Source organism: Mycoplasma sp. 1781 (assembly GCF_053851675.1).
Genome location: NZ_JBSQBC010000010.1, coordinates 1 through 17,772 on the forward strand (window position 1 = coordinate 1; position 17,772 = coordinate 17,772).

13 protein-coding genes are annotated in these 17,772 nt (G+C 28.5%); 1 reads left to right on the forward strand and 12 read right to left on the reverse strand.

Translation table 4 applies throughout. The features are described from left to right. From secA to ACWXVP_RS02300, 12 genes are all read right to left on the reverse strand, one after another. Positions 1–2,392, reverse strand: a 2,392-nt coding sequence (gene secA, locus ACWXVP_RS02245; RefSeq protein ID WP_456012876.1) for a preprotein translocase subunit SecA, incomplete at its 3' end; no start/stop codon positions are given. 95 nt (positions 2,393–2,487) lie between these two features. Next, positions 2,488–2,679, reverse strand: a complete 192-nt coding sequence (locus ACWXVP_RS02250) for a hypothetical protein (RefSeq protein WP_438340334.1) — start codon at positions 2,677–2,679, stop codon at positions 2,488–2,490. 3 nt (positions 2,680–2,682) lie between these two features. Further along, complete coding sequence (locus ACWXVP_RS02255; protein WP_456012878.1) at positions 2,683–3,717, reverse strand: carbohydrate ABC transporter permease; 1,035 nt, start codon at positions 3,715–3,717, stop codon at positions 2,683–2,685. Beyond that, positions 3,659–4,669, reverse strand: coding sequence for a carbohydrate ABC transporter permease (locus ACWXVP_RS02260; RefSeq protein ID WP_438340336.1), 1,011 nt, complete (start codon positions 4,667–4,669; stop codon positions 3,659–3,661). The genes ACWXVP_RS02255 and ACWXVP_RS02260 overlap by 59 nt, the downstream gene beginning before the upstream one ends. Beyond that, a complete protein-coding gene (locus ACWXVP_RS02265; RefSeq protein WP_455966358.1) occupies positions 4,669–6,624 on the reverse strand; it encodes an ATP-binding cassette domain-containing protein in 1,956 nt (651 codons plus the stop codon). Before ACWXVP_RS02265 ends, ACWXVP_RS02260 begins: the two co-directional genes overlap by 1 nt. Beyond that, positions 6,625–7,593, reverse strand: coding sequence for a thermonuclease family protein (locus tag ACWXVP_RS02270; RefSeq protein ID WP_456012880.1), 969 nt, complete (start codon positions 7,591–7,593; stop codon positions 6,625–6,627). A 53-nt stretch (positions 7,594–7,646) separates the two neighbouring features. Then, positions 7,647–9,770, reverse strand: a complete 2,124-nt coding sequence (locus ACWXVP_RS02275) for a P68 family surface lipoprotein (protein WP_456012882.1) — start codon at positions 9,768–9,770, stop codon at positions 7,647–7,649. 240 nt (positions 9,771–10,010) lie between these two features. Continuing rightward, positions 10,011–10,874: a DNA-binding protein WhiA gene (gene whiA, locus ACWXVP_RS02280; protein ID WP_456012884.1), complete on the reverse strand. Its 864-nt coding sequence runs from the start codon at positions 10,872–10,874 to the stop codon at positions 10,011–10,013. A gap of 83 nt (positions 10,875–10,957) precedes the next feature. Then, positions 10,958–12,424 carry a lysine--tRNA ligase gene (gene lysS / locus ACWXVP_RS02285; protein WP_456012886.1) on the reverse strand — a complete coding sequence of 489 codons (1,467 nt, stop codon included), beginning with the start codon at positions 12,422–12,424 and terminating at the stop codon, positions 10,958–10,960. 29 nt (positions 12,425–12,453) lie between these two features. After that, positions 12,454–12,777: a histidine triad protein HinT gene (gene hinT / locus ACWXVP_RS02290; RefSeq protein WP_438340342.1), complete on the reverse strand. Its 324-nt coding sequence runs from the start codon at positions 12,775–12,777 to the stop codon at positions 12,454–12,456. Between the two features lie 12 nt (positions 12,778–12,789). Further along, a complete protein-coding gene (locus ACWXVP_RS02295; protein WP_456012888.1) occupies positions 12,790–14,520 on the reverse strand; it encodes a HinT-interacting membrane complex lipoprotein P60 in 1,731 nt (576 codons plus the stop codon). Positions 14,521–14,547: 27 nt separating this feature from the next. After that, the gene (locus tag ACWXVP_RS02300) at positions 14,548–16,701 is read right to left on the reverse strand and encodes a HinT-interacting membrane complex protein P80 (RefSeq protein ID WP_456012889.1); all 2,154 of its coding nucleotides are present in this window, start codon (positions 16,699–16,701) and stop codon (positions 14,548–14,550) included. Positions 16,702–16,910: 209 nt separating this feature from the next. Between ACWXVP_RS02300 and ACWXVP_RS02305 the strand changes: the two genes are divergently transcribed. Continuing rightward, the gene (locus ACWXVP_RS02305) at positions 16,911–17,672 is read left to right on the forward strand and encodes a hypothetical protein (protein WP_456012890.1); all 762 of its coding nucleotides are present in this window, start codon (positions 16,911–16,913) and stop codon (positions 17,670–17,672) included. Positions 17,673–17,772 lie beyond the last annotated feature (100 nt).

Genomic DNA, 17,772 nt, shown 5'->3' on the forward strand with positions numbered 1-17,772 from the left:
TTGGATTAATATTATTTGCCAATCAAGGAAAATCAATTTGGCTATTTGAGGAAGGCAATGCCTCATAGTTATTCAATAAGTTAATACTACATTCCATTGCTATTCTATCAGTAAGTTCCTTAAATTTTTTTGAACCTAATTTAGTGTAAATTTGATATGGGTTTTTTTGAGCATACTGAACTAAATGAGTGCTACGACGCAATTTGTCCATAACATTAATATGGTCTTGTCATCCTGAATCAAAAACATTTAGGATAATATTTCTTTCTGATTTTACTAATGAAGTTAAACCATATTTTTCAATTATGTTTTGTCTTAAACGGTCATATTCCTTTTTTCAGATATTTGTTATATAATTTTTTAACTCTTCACGATCCATTTTTATAATTTCACCTGGTTCAAATTGATGCTGAGTTAATAGCATAAAATTACGATTTAGATATTCGGCAAAATTGTCAAAATCCATTGTGTCATTTTTCTTAACAAAATAAGGATTATTGACAATTTGCTTAACAGCCACATTAAACATCTTGTATATAATTGAACCCAAATCGTCTCGTTCCAAAATTAAGTCGCGTTGTTCGTATATTAGGTCACGTTGTTGTCTAATAACGTCGTCAAAATTTAAAACACTTTTACGACTATCATAGTTAAAACCTTCAATTTTCTTTTGCGCTTTTAAAAATGCTGAACGAATTAATTCACCAGGAATAGGATTTGAACCATATTCCTTAAATATTTCCTTTCATCTATCTTGAACAGAAAATCTCAAAATTAATTGGTCATCTAAAGATAAAAAGAATTTAGTATAACCTATATCCCCTTGACGACCAGAACGGCCCTTAAGTTGATTATCAATACGACGTGATTCGGCTTTTTCTGTTCCTAGAACGTATAAACCGCCATGTTCAATAGCTTCTTTTGTTGGCTTAATATCCGTTCCACGTCCTGCCATATTAGTAGCAATAGTTACAGCACTTGCTTGGCCAGCCTTTGAAATAATTTCAGCTTCGCTAGCATCCTGTTTTGCGTTTAAAACAGTATGTGGTATGCCTTCTTGCAATAAATATTCATGCAGAACCTCAGAATCTTCAACTTGTGCTGTTCCAATTAAAATAGGTTGTTTACGTTGAAAGGCTCTTTTTACTTCTTTAACAACGGCCATTCATTTAGAATGCATATCAACATAAATTTCATCTTTTTCATCTTTTCTAATAACTGGTTTATTTGTTGGAACAACATTAACACGCATATTATAGATATCAATAAATTCCTTTTCTTCCGTTTTGGCAGTACCAGTCATACCGCTAATTTTTTTAAATAATCTAAAGAAATTTTGATATGTAATAGTAGCAAGTGTCTTTGTTTCTGATTCAATCTCAACTCTTTCCTTCGCTTGAATTGCTTGCTGCAAACCTTCGGAATAGGCGCGCCCTTCCATAATACGACCAGTAAACGAATCTACGAGTTCGATCTTATCATTTCTAACAATATATTCAACGTCAAGCTTCATAACTTTATGAGCTCTTAATGAATTTTGAATTCTATGAACAAGCTCCGAATTTTCAAGATCATATAGATTTCTTAAATTAAAATATTTATTTGCTTTTTCAATTCCTTCATCAGTAAGATAAACAGATTTTGTTTCTTCGTCAATAAAGTAATCATTTTGGTTTAATGTTCTTACAAATAAATCTGCAATAGTATACATTGTACTTTCTTCATGATCACCACCGGATATAATCAATGGTGTTTTAGCTTCATCAATTAGAATAGAATCAACCTCATCCAATAAAATATAATCAAGTCCTCTTTGAACTTTTTCTTCTTTTGACATAACCATATTATCTCTTAGATAGTCAAAACCTAATTCTGAATGAACCGAATAAACAACATCACATGCATAAGCTTCTCTTTTTAAATTAGTATGCATTTGTGCTTTATTAATACCAACACTTAAACCGAGAAATTTAAAAACTTGTCCCATTTCCTCAGCATCACGTTCTGCTAAATACTCATTAACTGTTGAAACAATAACACTATTGCCACCAATAGCATTTAAATAAACGGGGGCGATAGATGTAATAGTTTTTCCCTCACCTGTTTTCATTTCTGCAACAGAACCTAAATCAAGAATAATACCACCTATCATTTGCACATCATAAGGTCTTTTGCCTAAAATTCTTTTTGTTGCTTCACGTGAAACAGCAAAAACTTCAGGTCTAATATCATCCTGACTCTCGCCTAACCTAATTCTTTCACGAAATTCAATTGTTTTATTTTTCAGTTCCTCATCGCTTAATTTGGCAATACTTTCTTCTAATTGATTAATTTTTTTTAATGTTTGCTCTGCAATACGCATTTCAGTTGATTTGAATTTAAAAAATTTCATAATTTAATATTTTATATTAAATTTAGCAAAAAATAGACAAATTAAAACAGACCTATTATAAAGATCTGTTTTAATTAGATTTTGTATATTCTATTTTAACTCAATAATCTTAATGTGTCTTGAGTGAATATATTAGTTACACCAACAATTAAACCATAGATTATGAATCCTAGTATAACTAAACCAGCAACAACAACTGTTAAAATTCCTACAAAACTCAAAACTCTTTTTCCAACTTTTTTTGTTTTTTGTTGATCATTTATAATACTGTAATTTTTATAATCCATAGTTTATCCTTTTGTTGCATTTCCTTGTCTAGAAATAGCAGCCATAATTCTCTTTCTTAAAACAAAGTACACAATCATCATAGGCAAAATAGCTAAAATTGTAGCAGCCATTCTTACCGATAAAATTATTTGTGCTTCGCCACCATCTACTTCAACTCTACCGGTTGTAAATAATCATAAGTTAATTGGTGCATAATAACCAGCAGTTTTACCAGGTGCTGCATCTCACAATAATGCAGGTCATGTATATGAATTCCATGAAGCAAGAGCGGTCAAAATAATAACTGTTCATGTTGTGGCTTTAACCATAGGTAAAGCTACATTAAAGAAGTACTTAATTCCGCTTGCCCCGTCAAGCATTGATGATTCCTTAACTGAATTTGGAATAGCTTCAAAAGCGTTTTTATACATATATGCATTAAAAATTGATGTAGCAAATGGGACAACCATTGAAATAATAATTAATGGATTTTTAGTACCGATTCAACCGGTTTTAGAAACTAACGTATATTGTAAAGACAATAAAGTAATTTCAGGAATAACTAACAATGATAATAGCATTCCGAAAAATGCATTTTTTCCTCTTCAATTTCTAAGAGATAATGCATAACCAAGTGTAGTTGCAAAGAATAATCTGACAACAACAGATAAAGCTGTAAATCCAGCTGTGAATACTAGTGCTTGTAGATAACCTTCCTGTAGTGATTGTAGGAAATTACTAAAGTAAAAACTAGTTCCCAAATTGCCGCCAAACTCTTTACCATTTGACAAGAATTTTTCATAATCAAATGGTCATCAAGCAATCTTTGAACCTGGTTGGCCATAAAATCTTGGGTCAACAAGCGATTGCTCAATCATAAAGTAAAACGGAAGAACAACTAAGAAACTAAAGAATGTTAATATAGCAATTTTAAATGATCAAGAGAATATTTTGCCTCATACATTTGTTGTTGAATAAGGCTTGGACATTAATTCTTGTTTAGATTTTAAAGCTGATTTTTCTCTTTTGTATCTCAGCTTTAAGCTTGTTGATAACATTTCTTTCTCCCAATTTAGTTTTTAGTTTAAAAATTGATGATACTGATTTCTTCAATGTAAATGAAACTAAGGTACCTAGTATAAATAAGAACACTGAAGCAGCAGCGGTTCTTCCGAATTCTCCAGATTTTGTTGCTTGAAAAATGTAAAGCAATAACGTACTACCATTTTCTGTAATAGAAGCTGAGGCATCGTTATTATATAAGGCCAACGGAAAGACCTTAATACCATTAATAATTCCTATCGTAAATAAGAATGAAATTGTTTTTTGAATTGAAGGTAGGGTAATTTTAAAGAATTGAGACCCACTACTTGCGCCATCAATTGCTGACGATTTATATAAGTCAGGATTAACTGATAACATTGATGTGGTTAGAATTAACACTTGAAAGGCTAATCCTCCTCAAATCCCACGGATCAAGATCACTATAAAGGGATTTCATCTATTACCTGAACCATACAACAGCGGAAAGATAGCACCTTCACTTGTTTTACCAAAAATAGCTGAGAATGTTAGCGAAACAGCTACAGCACCAGTCATGTATGGCAAGAAGAAAACAGTTTGTCAAAAACTACGTGCATATCTTCTAATTACCGTTGTAATAGCAGAACTTATTAATATTGATATTGAAAGCCCTATTGGTAGAGCTACAACGGCATATAGCAATGAATTAACAACTGCTACATCAAATTTAGGATCATTAAAAACCCCTGCTTTTCCTTTTGTTTGATAATAATTTGCTATTGATCATCCGAATCCTCTAAATGATGTTGGGGCACGGAATGATACAATAATAACAAGAATAAATGGAATAATAATCATAAACGCCAAGGCAATTAAGGAAGGCAACATCAATAAAAATGGTTTTCAAAATGGTGTTTTAGTATTTAATATACTTAGAGCTTCCCCTGTCTTTTTGATACGATATTTTTTTCAAAAGTAAGTGTTCATTAAACTCTTTCCTTTGTATCAACATCAAACAAATGGTACAATTCTTTTCTTTTAATACTTAATCTAACGTTTTCACCAATTTCATATTTTGTTTTAGCTGAAAGGAAAACATTAGCAATCTTATCAATTGATTTTATATAAATTTGGGCTTGGATTTCTTTTCCTAGATATTCAACTAATTTAATATCACCAGTAATAATTCCGTTTTCGTCTTCAACCAACGATTCACCGCGAAATCCTAAGTCAATAGTTGCTTTTTTGTAATTTTCAGGGGCTTTAATTAATTTTTGTCCTTCGTAATATACATATCCATCTTTAATTGGTGTTTCAAAAATAGTCATTTCAGGAACACCAAGGAATTTAGCAACAAATTCATTTTTAGGCGTCAAATAAAGTTCCATCGGAGCGCCAATTTGTTGAACTTTGGCAGTAGACATGCAAATAATTTTGTCACTAATAGACATAGCTTCTTCTTGATCGTGGGTAACAAAGACTGTTGTAATTCCAAGTTCTTGTTGAATAGAACGTATCCATTTTCTTGTAGAAACACGTAGCTTAGCATCAAGGTTTGATAAAGGTTCATCCAATAGAAGAATCTTTGGTTTCTTAACAATAGCTCTAGCAATAGCAACACGTTGTTGTTGCCCACCTGATAACTGCGTTGGTCTCTTACGTAAATTTTTAGTAATTTCAACTCTTTGAGCAACATCTAAAACATCTCTAATAATTGCTTCTTCTATTGTTAAAACATCTTTGCCTAAAATTCTAATTTCTTTTTGTAAATCATCTGGCAATAAAGCAATTAATTCATTTAATGACTTCTTTAAATTTCTTGTTTTTATATTATTGCTTTCTAAAATTGGAATAATTAAAGAACGAATAGCTTCTTTGTATACTGTTTCCGTCTCAATCTTCGTATGTTTTAAACGTTCCTTAATTTGCTTAATTTGCATTCCGATAGGATCGATCTTTTGAACAACAATTTTTTCTCTCAAAATTTGTTTTGCTTCATTGACCTTTTGAGTATATTCAAGTCTGCTTTCATTATATCTTTTAACATACTCATTTTTAAGATTCTTAATTTTTTCTTTAAGATGTTGTTTAATTTCTTTTCTTTTGTTAGAAAATTCAACTATAATACTCTTTTGCTTTTCAAATAAGTCGCCACACCCTGACTTATCTCTAACCATCATAATTTCAATTTGTTCTTTAATTTCACTTATTCTTGCAGCGCGTTCAATTTCTAAGTCATTAAGTAACTTATTTGTTTCTTCCCTAACGTCTTTAATATCTTTTAAAACTTTTTTAGTTAAATTAGATAAGATAGCCGTTTTTTTAGTAACAATGAAATTATAGTTATTTACTTCATTATCAATAATATTGTTATATTGTGTTTTTAACTCAGTTAAATAATTTCTTGTTTCGCGCGGATTATCAATAGTGTGGTATAGTTTTGTTCTTGTTTCAGAAATAAGTTCTTCAGAAACACCATAGAACTTAAATATTAGTTCAAATATTTTTTGTTGAGCTAATTTTGATTTTTCAATAATTTCTTCTTTTCAGTGTTTATCATTCAATAGTGGAAATGCTATATTATCATAAACAGTCATATGAGGGTATAAAGCGTAATTTTGGAACACTAACCCCAATTCTCTTTGCTGAGGTGAAAACTTTGTAACATCTACACCAGAGAAAAATAACTTTCCACTTGTAGGACGCAATAATCCAGAAATGGCATTCAGAGTAGTAGTTTTACCTGAACCTGAAGGGCCCAGTAATGTAACTAACTCTCCTTTTTCAATCGCAAAAGAAGCATTATCAACAGCTAGTGATTCACCAAAGTCAATGACTAAATCCTTGACTTCGATCGCAGGAACTAATTTTTTAGCCTGATAACGTTCTTGTGAAAAACCGTGAATATGGCTTTGCGTTATTTTTTTATTTTCCTTTTTCATTTATTTTACTTCTTTCTTTGATTGTTTAGTTCCTAAAAATTCAAAAATATTATTTTGTGGATTAACAAATTTTTGTTTATTTTTTTTCTCAATATTAAATGGATACATAAATTGATATGCATCATTAATCAAATCAGAGCCATGAGCTTGATATTCTTTTGACAAATCAACTGGCAATTTAAATTTAAGGTTAAGGTCTTGACCGCCGACAGAAATATTAACGCCTTCTTTAGCATAAAATCCTTTATTGTTGAAATATCCGTCATTAAAAGCCCTTGCAGCATAAGGCAATAAATAAGATAATACTGCGCTCTTTTCAGTTTTTTCATAATCATTAACAAATGTTTTAAAATCTAAGGCGCCAATTCTTGGTAATGTTCAACCATTAGCCAACATTTCAATACTAAAGTTTTTTTCAAATGAATCGCCAAAGAATACATATGCAACGTATCTACTATATGAATTATTAGACCAATTATCAGATACTAGTCTTACATTTTTACCTTGAAGAATATTCTCAACATAAGCACTATCAAGATTTGATAATTTTCTTTCACGCTCTGTTGTACCCTTAGTATTTTGCTCTAAAGTATCAATTAATGGAATTCTAATCTTAATTTTTTGTCCATTCTCAAAGGTTGTTTTTGAGGTCAAATTTTTTTTGATTGTAACTTCGATAGTATCACCATCAAATACTTGAGTTACTTGCCCCTCAACAGCCCCAAAGTTTTCTCATAATGATAAAGCGATTTTTTTAGTTGTCCCTTTTTCCACATCATCAATAATTTCAGTTTCAATAACATTATCTAATGTTTTTCCAACACTGTGATAATTGCTAGGTTCAAATAAAAAAGTAGCATTTAATTTTAAATTATCATAGTATTCTTTTGTTTTTTCATTTTGACAAGAAACGGACAATAGTGGAAAGGTAAAAATTGGTGCTAATAAAAATAATTTTATTTTTTTCATTTCTTCCCTTTTGTTAAAAAAACACAAAAATTTTGTATTTTTTTATTTTGATATTATGCAAATAATTTAAGAATTTCATTAATAAAATCTTCAAATTTAACTGGTTTTTTATTTAAAACCTTGTTAACAATAGCTCTACCAGCGGAACCAATTGATTCTCTTAGTTTATCAGAAGATGTTGAATAAACGTCTTCTGCTGGTTGATATTCATTGCTGTTTGTTTGGATTTTTTTGAAGTTTTCAAATGCAATTTTTGATGCTCTATTTAAACGTTTAATATTTTTTACATCTTGATTAATGTAATCTGCAGTTGGCGAAATATAGCTACCAAAGTAATTAAATGCATCAATTGGCTTAACATCATCATATTTAGTAGTTTTACCTTTATTTGTAAAACTTATTGATGCTATTTTTTCCTTAAACAATCATTGTACAAATAATTGGGTTGCCTTATCTTCTTTTTCATTAGCATGAATCAAAACAAGTGAAGGCCCTTGAATAAATACTGATTTTTTATCTTTAGAAGCATCTTTAACCAATGGAGTACTAATTCAATCAGCATCTTCAAAATTCAATAATTTATCAGCGGTAAATACTAATTGTGAAATTAAACTCTTATCAACTAATACATATGAATTTCCATCATTAGCAAATGTTGTACCTAATGAAACTACTTTCTTTATTTCATCATCACTAAGTGCAATTTTTAGTGTACTTGATAAAACTAGGTTTTTGTTTTCAACGCTTCCGGCTAACAAGCGATAATTATTATTTTTCTTAAATTCATTAGCTAATTTTGTCCCGACTTCATTAGATACTAATTGTTTATCATATTGGCCAACAACAGTACCTTGTGATAATTTATTTGCATAGATTTTATTTGTATGGCTTCCTGATTTGAATTTTAATACAACATCATTACCATCTTTTGCGTCTTTATTTACAAGTTCATATAATTTTTCAACTTTATTTTTTTGATCCTTAATATAGTTTATTGTTTCTGTATTGCCACTTATATATGTGTGTGTGTATCCAGCTGTTGAACCAATGCTTATTGCCATATTATGTTTAGTTAATAAGCTTGAACCATAAGCTCCACCACCGCCAATTCAAACTGCTCCAGATTTAATACCATCAAAAATAGTTTTTGTTATTTTTTTAAATAATTCATTTTGGAATGTTCCATTTTGTTTAAACGATTCATAATCATACCCACCAGTAAGATCATGACCTGATGAAGGATTAATATATTGTTCACTTACATTACCCTTAGTGATAGCAACATTCATAACATTAACAACCGATGCTAATGAGTCAATGCCTAAAATAGGTTTATTTAAATCACTTGGATATAATTTTTTAGCAGCAATAGCAAAATTAATTAATTTATCATATTCTTGAAAAATTGAGTCATCAAGTGTTAAATTTAGTTCTAAGATGCTTCTTTTAGCAGCTTCCATATCAGTAGCTTTGCTCTTTTCTCACTCAGCATCTACATATTTAGCATCACTTTCCGAAGTTTTTTCATAATATTTAATGTATTCTTTAACTTTTTTGGTTGAAGCATCTTCGCCCATTTTTACACCAGCAGCTTTTAATTCTTTTAATAATTTACCTAAAAGAACCTTATTAACTGATTGCATTTCAGAAGATCTTGAAAATGGAACTACTCATTTTTCTTTTGATTCTAGATTACCACCAATTTCATCATTAACATGCTTAAATGCTTCGGCAATATTCAAATTTTCATAAACATCATTTGGTAAGGCCAAATTCATGTCCCGCGTTGCCAATATAGATGCAGCGGTTGGGTAGTTAATCATTATATTTCAAAATTCATTTGTTTCTTTTGCACTTAATTTAGTTTCTAAGGCACTTGTTGAATAACCATTTGGTGTAAAAACGATTTCAACAGGTAAATAACCTTTTTCAGTCTTTTTAGCTTGTTCTTCAGCTGAACCAGATTTTAATCATTTGTTAAATTCACTAACAATAGTTTTTAATCCAATACCTTGAACATTATTTTCAGAAAAACCAGTAGCAATTTTTAATTTGCCATCATAAACTTGGTCATATCTAGCACTAGAATGTGAAGGACCACATGATGCCAAAAACATAGGGACTGCAAAAAGTGATAAACCACTTAATGAGAATAAAATTTTATTACTTCTTTTCATTATTTATCCTTTCATTTTTTTACTTAAAAACAAAAAACAATAACGATCAGAAAACTAATCGTTATTGTTCAGTTGTGAAATGTGAGTTTTGATTTGTGTAATTCACAATATAAATTTTACTACTTTTTAAATTTTATTAATTTAATAAAAGCGACGGATTTTTATCAATTCATTCGATTTTAGACCTAAAAATAGCATTTAAATTGCCAAGAAACTTATGCAAATTAATTTTAAAATATATTATTTTTTCTGGGTTTTGGCTAGTTTAACATTTTTTGAACTATATTTCTTCACAAATGTTCTTAATTTTATTAACGAATGATTTAATGATGATCTTGACTTATAAATTTTTTTATTAGCCAATAGTTCCACCAGGTTAGATAGACTACTATCAAGATTATTTTTTTTAATTTTAAAGAAAGCTAATTCCTGCTTAGTAAAAAGAAATGTTAGGTTATTTTTTTGCACAAAATCATAGTTTTCTAAAAACTGGATATTAGCATTAGCAATTCGTTGTTGATTATATATATCAAAGTTTGTAATGCGATTTATATTATTAAAATAATCTCGTTCAATTTTATATTCTTCAAGTTGATAATATGAATTAACCGTTTCAATGGCTTTTAAAAAATCACAAATATGTTCAATTTTTTTTAAATAAATTAAAAATTTATTTTCTCTTTTTAATAATTTAAATTCAAGATTATATTTATTTAGTATAGTCAAACATTGTAGAGCATTATCAAAATTATAAAACTTCAATTCAAGATGATTTGAAGAACTCTCAAAATTTGAGACTGAGCCCGATGCTAAAAAGATGCCAGAAAAATATTCACGTTCATATTTTAATTTTCCGTTATAAAAATCTGCAATTTCAATAACAAATTCATTTTTTCTCTCTAAAAAATAAGGAATTGATTGTTCTACTAAAAGCTGCTTAATAAATTCAAATATTATTTTATTATTAATGATTAATTTAAAAGCATTTTCTTCTATTTTTGACGTAGCAAAAACACCACTTAACAAGTTTAATTTATCTTGTTTTTTTAATGGTCTATTTATAATTTCTTCTTTGATTGTTTGAGTAAACGTTTTATTTCCCATAAGTTTATTTTAGTTATATTATATTAACACATTTTTAAATAAATAAAATATGTCCTTTATTGTGGAACATATTTTATTTAAAATTATTTTATTTCTTTTAATTGTGGAAATAAGAGAATATCTCTAATTGAATCATTTTGAGTTAGAAGCATTACCAAACGGTCGATCCCAATTCCGCAGCCACCTGTTGGCGGAAGCCCATATTCTAAAGCGTTAACAAAATCTCAATCAATTTCGTTTGCTTCTTCATTACCGTTTTCTCTTTCTTCAAGTTGGGACTCAAATCTTTCTAGCTGATCTATAGGATCTGAAAGCTCAGTAAACATATTAGCAAATTCTTTGGTTCCAACAAATAATTCTGCTCTTTGAGTAAAACGGTCATCATCTAATTCTTTAAATGCTAAGGGGCTAATCTCAATGGGATGGCCATAAACAAATGTAGGTTGTATTAATGTTTCTTCGATATATTTCTCAAATAGTTCATTAATAACGTGACCTAACTTATAATATTTTTGCGTCTTGATTCCATGTTGTTTAGCTAATTCAAGGGCCTGAGCATCACTTAAATTACGGACATTAATTCCTATTTTTTGCGAAACGGCATCAACCATATTAATCTTTGCAAAAGGGTATTTAAATTCTATTTCATAGCCGTTAAATTTAACATTTTTAATATTTAACTTTGTGGTTAAGTGTTTAAATACGCCTTCCGTTCTTTCCATCATTCCTCACATATCTGAATATGCTTCATAAAATTCAATTGAGGTAAATTCAGGATTGTGTGTACTATCAACCCCTTCATTACGGAAAATACGTCCAATTTCATAAACTCTTTCCAGGCCGCCAACAATACATTTTTTTAATGGCAATTCTGTGGCTATTCTTAAATAGAATTCACGGTTTAAAGCATTATAAAATGTTTTAAAAGGTCTAGCTGCAGCTCCACCCAATATTGGTTGCAATACAGGAGTGTCAACTTCGAGATAATCTAAATTATCAAAAAATTCACGTACACCTTTAATAATTTTGGTTCTTAAGATAAAAGTATTTTTTGATTCTTCATTAACTATTGTATCAACATAACGATGTCTACGTCTTTCTTCTGCATCAACTAAACCATGGTATTTATCAGGTAATGGCTTTAATGACTTTGTTAATAAAACAAGTTTTGAGGCCTTGATCATTAATGCTTCAGTATGGGTTTTAGAGATAAAACCCTCAACACTAATAATGTCACCTAGATCTAATTGTTTTAAAACTTCTTGAGAAAATTCATCTAATATTTTTTTATCAATATAAATTTGCATTTTACCATTGCGGTCCTGTAATACTAAAAAAGGACCACGTTGAGCGACAACCCTACCATTAAAAACAACAAATTTATTTTCAGCATCAATTGCTTCTCTTGTTTTGCTTTCATACAATTTCATTATTTCTTGCGATGAAATTGTTGGTCTAATAGTTGAATTAAATGCTCTAATATTTTTTTGCGCTAAGATTGAAATTTTGTTTCTTCTTATTTGTTCTTGTTCTGAATATTTTCTTTCCATAAATTTATATAATCTTTCAAAATAATATCCTAATCGTAATAAGGAATGATGTGAATATGTGTTCTAAAAATTGCTTGTCCAGCAGCTTCATTATTATTTATAACTAATTTGAAACCAGAAGCATTAAGCTTATCTGTTTGTAATAAAGCTAATTTTCTAGCTTTTTTGACCAATTTAACCAAGTCTTCCTCTTCGATATCATATAAGTTTTGCGAAAACTCTTTTGGTACAACCAAGAAATGGCCTTTTTCTACTGGATCAATATCTAGAAAAGCAATAACATCAGCGTCCTCATAAATAATTGTTGCGGGTATTTCTCTATCAATAATTCTCTGGAATGTATCTTTTTCCATAATTTTCTTTTTTTAAATTAATCCTTCCACTTTAAATAATTCTAAAACAATCGGGTTTAGCTCTGTTAACTTAAATCCTAGATTATCTATTATATATTTATTAGCCTCTCTAAACAAAGTGTTTCCTTTTGAGACAACAATATAGTTAGCAATAATACTTTGTTGCGTTGCATCATTTCATGGGGTATTTTCAAAAGTAAAAATTTTCTTATCAACAATTTCATTTTTTAGATTTTTTACTTTTTTAGATAAATATAATGGTGCTAATTTAATTACATATGAAGCATCAATTTTTTTATCATTAATAACATCGATAAATGTTGGATACTTATCTAGGTTATAATCATTTGCATTAGTTTGGTCTATAAATTTCTTATCCTTATATTCTAATTCAGCACTAAAATCATAATAATGTCTCGATCCAAGTTCCTTAATACTTAATCTCATTGGTGCTCTTAGAATTTGACCACTAAAAGTTATCGAGTCTTTTAATTCAAACATAAGGGTATATTTTTTGTCTTCTAAAGTTATTTCTTTAGTAAATACTTTTTCATTATCATTTTGTCTTGTAAGGCCTTCAAATTCAATATCCTTAGCATTAAATACTTTTAAATTTTCTTCCTTATCTTGTTTAGATTTAAGTGATGCTGCGGCCTTAATTTTTGGTAACTTCTTTTCTTGAGCAAGAATTTTTGCTAATTTAAAATAGTCCTGGTCTAATACTTTTTTAGTTTTTGGATCTACAAAACCAAAAACAGGTGAAGTAAATTTTTTGGCTGTGTAAAATGAGTTTGATAAATCGCCTGTTGTTTCTGAATTAGCAACAATTCCGTTAAATGCTCTTAATGTTTTAAGTTCAAATCCTTCTGAAGCACCAGTTTTTAAAATATATTCGGGATATTTGGCAACCGGATTGTAATCATACTGTTGAGTTTTTTTAGGATTATATGATGCTAGATTGTTAAAATCGTTAAAGGTTGAAATATTTGCCTTACCAATTCTTAAATTCATATCTTTTGTATCAGTAAATGATCATCTTTGGATAAGGGGGTTTTCAAGAAGATACTTAATTAGATAAAGATTATTACTTGAAAAATCAAGGGCATCATAAATATCTTTTTTTAACAATGTAGTTGAATCTTTCTTTATTTCCTCTTCAAGACTTACTTGATATTTATCTAGGCCATTTTGATTAACGGATAGTTTTTTAAACTCATCTCTTGATTTTAATAGATAAATTTTAGAAACTAGCATTTTTTCTAACTCTAATCTAAGATTTTCCTGCAAGAACTTAGAATTCTTCATTAAAAATATAAATTCATCTTCGCTAGGAATATTTTCAGGGGCAGGATTATAGACTTTAGTATCAATATTTAATCGAATAAAATCATGTTTTAGATTTCAAAACTTTTGAGCATCAGTATTTAGTGAAACAGAGGCATAATATTTAAATAAGTCATATAAATCTTTATGAAGCTGATTATTTTTATTTTCAATCGCAGAAGCAATTTTGTCTTTTTGATTAATATTTTTTAAATCATTAACATAAAATTTTTCAAGATATGTATCAACAACTGATAAAATCATTTGATTCTTTGATGTTTGCTGTTTTAAAAAACCTGATTGATAACCCGGGGTTTCAGCATTATTTTGTGATTTATTATTTGCACATGATACTAGTAATGGAACACCAGAAAATATTAGAGGTGATAAACTAAGCAATACTTTTGAAAGTTTTTTCATTTTTTTCCTTTCCTTATAAAAATTTTTCTATTCTAAAACATATTTAACTATGATGTCAAATAAATAAGAAATAATATCTTTATTATCATGTGGTTTAATTATAAATTTATTTGTATTTGTATCATATTCGAAGTCAGCTACAAGATTATCATTAATTTGTTTCTTAATAAAATCTTTTATTTGACCATATTTTTTATTTACAATAGTTGCCTTATTTGTTTGTTCTAGTGTTGAAATATAGTTTAAAGCTCCTTTAATATCTGCATCATCAAAGTTTTTTTCTTTATCCGAATCAATAGGAGTAAATTTTTGTTGTTTTAAATATTCTTTGAATGTATCTTGTGAAAGAAGATCGTTAATTTGATATGTAGTATCCAATATATCTGCAAAAATAGTATTTAAATTGAATAATTCACTAGTAAATGTATTTTTGTAATTTGCTTTTGATTTAATTGCTAAATCTTTAACAATTAATTTTTGAACGGCTTCCACTGTATCAAACTTGTGTAAATTTTGAATTAATATTCCTTTTGGAGATACTGAAACAAAATTTTCCCCGACCTTGTAAATAGCGTTAATTTTATTGTCCTTATTACCATTCACAAATACATCTTTAAATGCATTACCAAATAATTTGTTAAATTCTTTATCTTCAAGGTTATTAATTATTTTTTCAACCTCGTTATTATACTTAGCATATTCTTCAACGTAATCAGCATTTTTTTCTTTTGAAGCAGGATCTGCATTCAATGCACTCTCAAGTTTTTTCTTAAAATCTGTTTCAAGATTATTATAACCACTAAGCGATTTTAAAACCTCAATTAGCTTTTTCTTTAAATCCTTAAACAAATTATTCTTTTGAGTATATTTATAAATACCTTTATCAATTTGTGCGTCACCTAGTAAAATTGATAGTAGTCCAAAGTATGAAGATGGTTCACTTGAAGAAATTGCTTGTTTTAAATTAACAAAACCCTTTGATCCAAATTTTGAAGCATTTGCCTTATCGGCTGATAAATATTCAATTAATGTCTGGTCATTTTTTGCATGTCTTTCATCATCTGAAGTAATGTTATCGTTTTTTATTAATGTGCTAAATCCTCTAAAATCATTTAATGCATCAATTGCAAGTTTTAATTTATTGTGCGTATTATCTTGCGGATATGCTGAAAACTTAAGAAGATTAATTATTTCAGCCTTTGTTACAACCCATGGTTTTTCAGCACCGGTTGTATCTTGATGAGCAGATAATGAAAATTCTGATAAAATGGCTTGTTTTCTGTCGATTCATGGCTTGATAAATCTTTCAGGATTTCTAAATTCCTTAACAAATGATGTTGTAACAAACATCGGAATTTTGATTGAAGCTTGTGAATTTGTTTGTGACTCAATTGAATCCTCTGCTGGCAATACATAATTTTTGTTTTCATGAGCAAAAGGCAAAAATATTTTTTGGCCTTTTTTAGCTATTTCAACTTTTTTGCCATTGTATTCATAAAAAACATCTTTATTGGCTAGGATACCATTTTTTAATTCATTGTATGTTCAATCAGTATTAACTTCGGTTTTATATCTACGATAAGCATTTTTGTTGATTTCTAAATTAACTCGGTATTCCAAAGCTTGTTTCTCATTTTTTGATGATCCTCATGATGGCTTCGAAATCTCTTCTAAGAATTTTTCTTCTCATTTTTGTTCAAGGCCATATTGCTTTTGATACTGTCTTTTTAAATCATCAATTTCTTTTTGCACTTTTTCTTTAATTTTATCAATCGAATCTAGGGCAAAAGATTTTTCATCTGTTTTTGCTTTGTCGGCATTATAAACTGCTTGATATCATAAAGAAGCCTCATACTCTTTCTCATAAAGATATTTGGCAATGTTTTTTTCAATAGAATCAAAAATATTTTTGTTTTTATTTGTTAGAGTAGGATTTTTGTCTAGCTCGCCATATGTTAAAGTTTTAATAGAACCATCTGGTTGAATGATTTTAATAATTGAGCTTTTTTCATCCAATATCGGAGTTGGAGCAGGTAGGGCCTTCGAAGCTTGAACAAGTGGAATAGAAATACCAGCTGCTAAAACAGCTGAAATGGCGGTTGCTCAAAAAGTTCCTCAAATGACCTTTTTTCTCTTAGCTTTTTGTTCAGTTGTTATTTGTTTTTTAAATTTTTCTGACATATTTGCCTTTCATTCTGAATATAGTAATGTACAAATAAAAATATTCATATTTAATTAATTAAATAAGATAACAAAATTTTACCACTTTTTACATATATTTTGCTAACAACAAAACCAAGTTAACACAGGCAGGTTAAGCAATATTTAGTAGAGAATTAGCAAATTAAATAAATTAAGGTAAAAATAAATTTAAATTATAATTTTAAAATATGACTAAAATTTTTAACCATAAACTTGACATCTTGAAAGAATTTATTAATATTTGTAGTAAGCATGAGCTCTGATATAGTCTTGATTTTAATAGTCTTTTAGCAGTGGTTAATAACCTGGAATATTGAAATGAAACTGATCATTATGAAGTAATGATGACTTTTGAATCATATGAAAAACTAAGACAATTATATCCTCACAAGGTAATTGATTCGGTCAAACACTCTGACTATTATTCGTTACAAAATAAATTTGTTGAAGATAGTAAAAATATATACAATGATTGCCCTTTTGTTGATATTAATTTAATCATTCCCACAACAATTAAAAAAATAAAAAAGATGTATAAATTTTCTAATAAAAGTAAAAGCTTTATACAATATTATGCCACTATGAATTATTCAAATATTCCTAAAATTAAAAACAAAATTATTATTTCTAAATTCCTAAAGGCTTTAAAAAAATCGATAAACTATAAGGATTTAGTAAATGATCTAAACGATGATATGTATGAAGGTTTTGTTATAACATCACCAATAATTAATCATTTTTTTCTAACAAAATGATTAACAAATACTAACTATAACATTCGTATTTTTGAAAAAGATGGGCTAAAACTTCATGTTATAAATGAATATCAAAATTATTTAAGAAACATCTTTGGAAGTGATTGAAAAAACATTAAAGAAATTGCAGTTCCATATCACTTTGGCTCATGTATCGACATTATAAAAAGTGTTTCTAACAACGATGATAAATAATTAAGATTTTCTTAAATTAAAATAAAAAACCAGTTTATTACTGGCTTTTTTTCTTCAACTAATTACGCTCTTTTTTCGGCTATTCTTCTTTTTTTGGTTT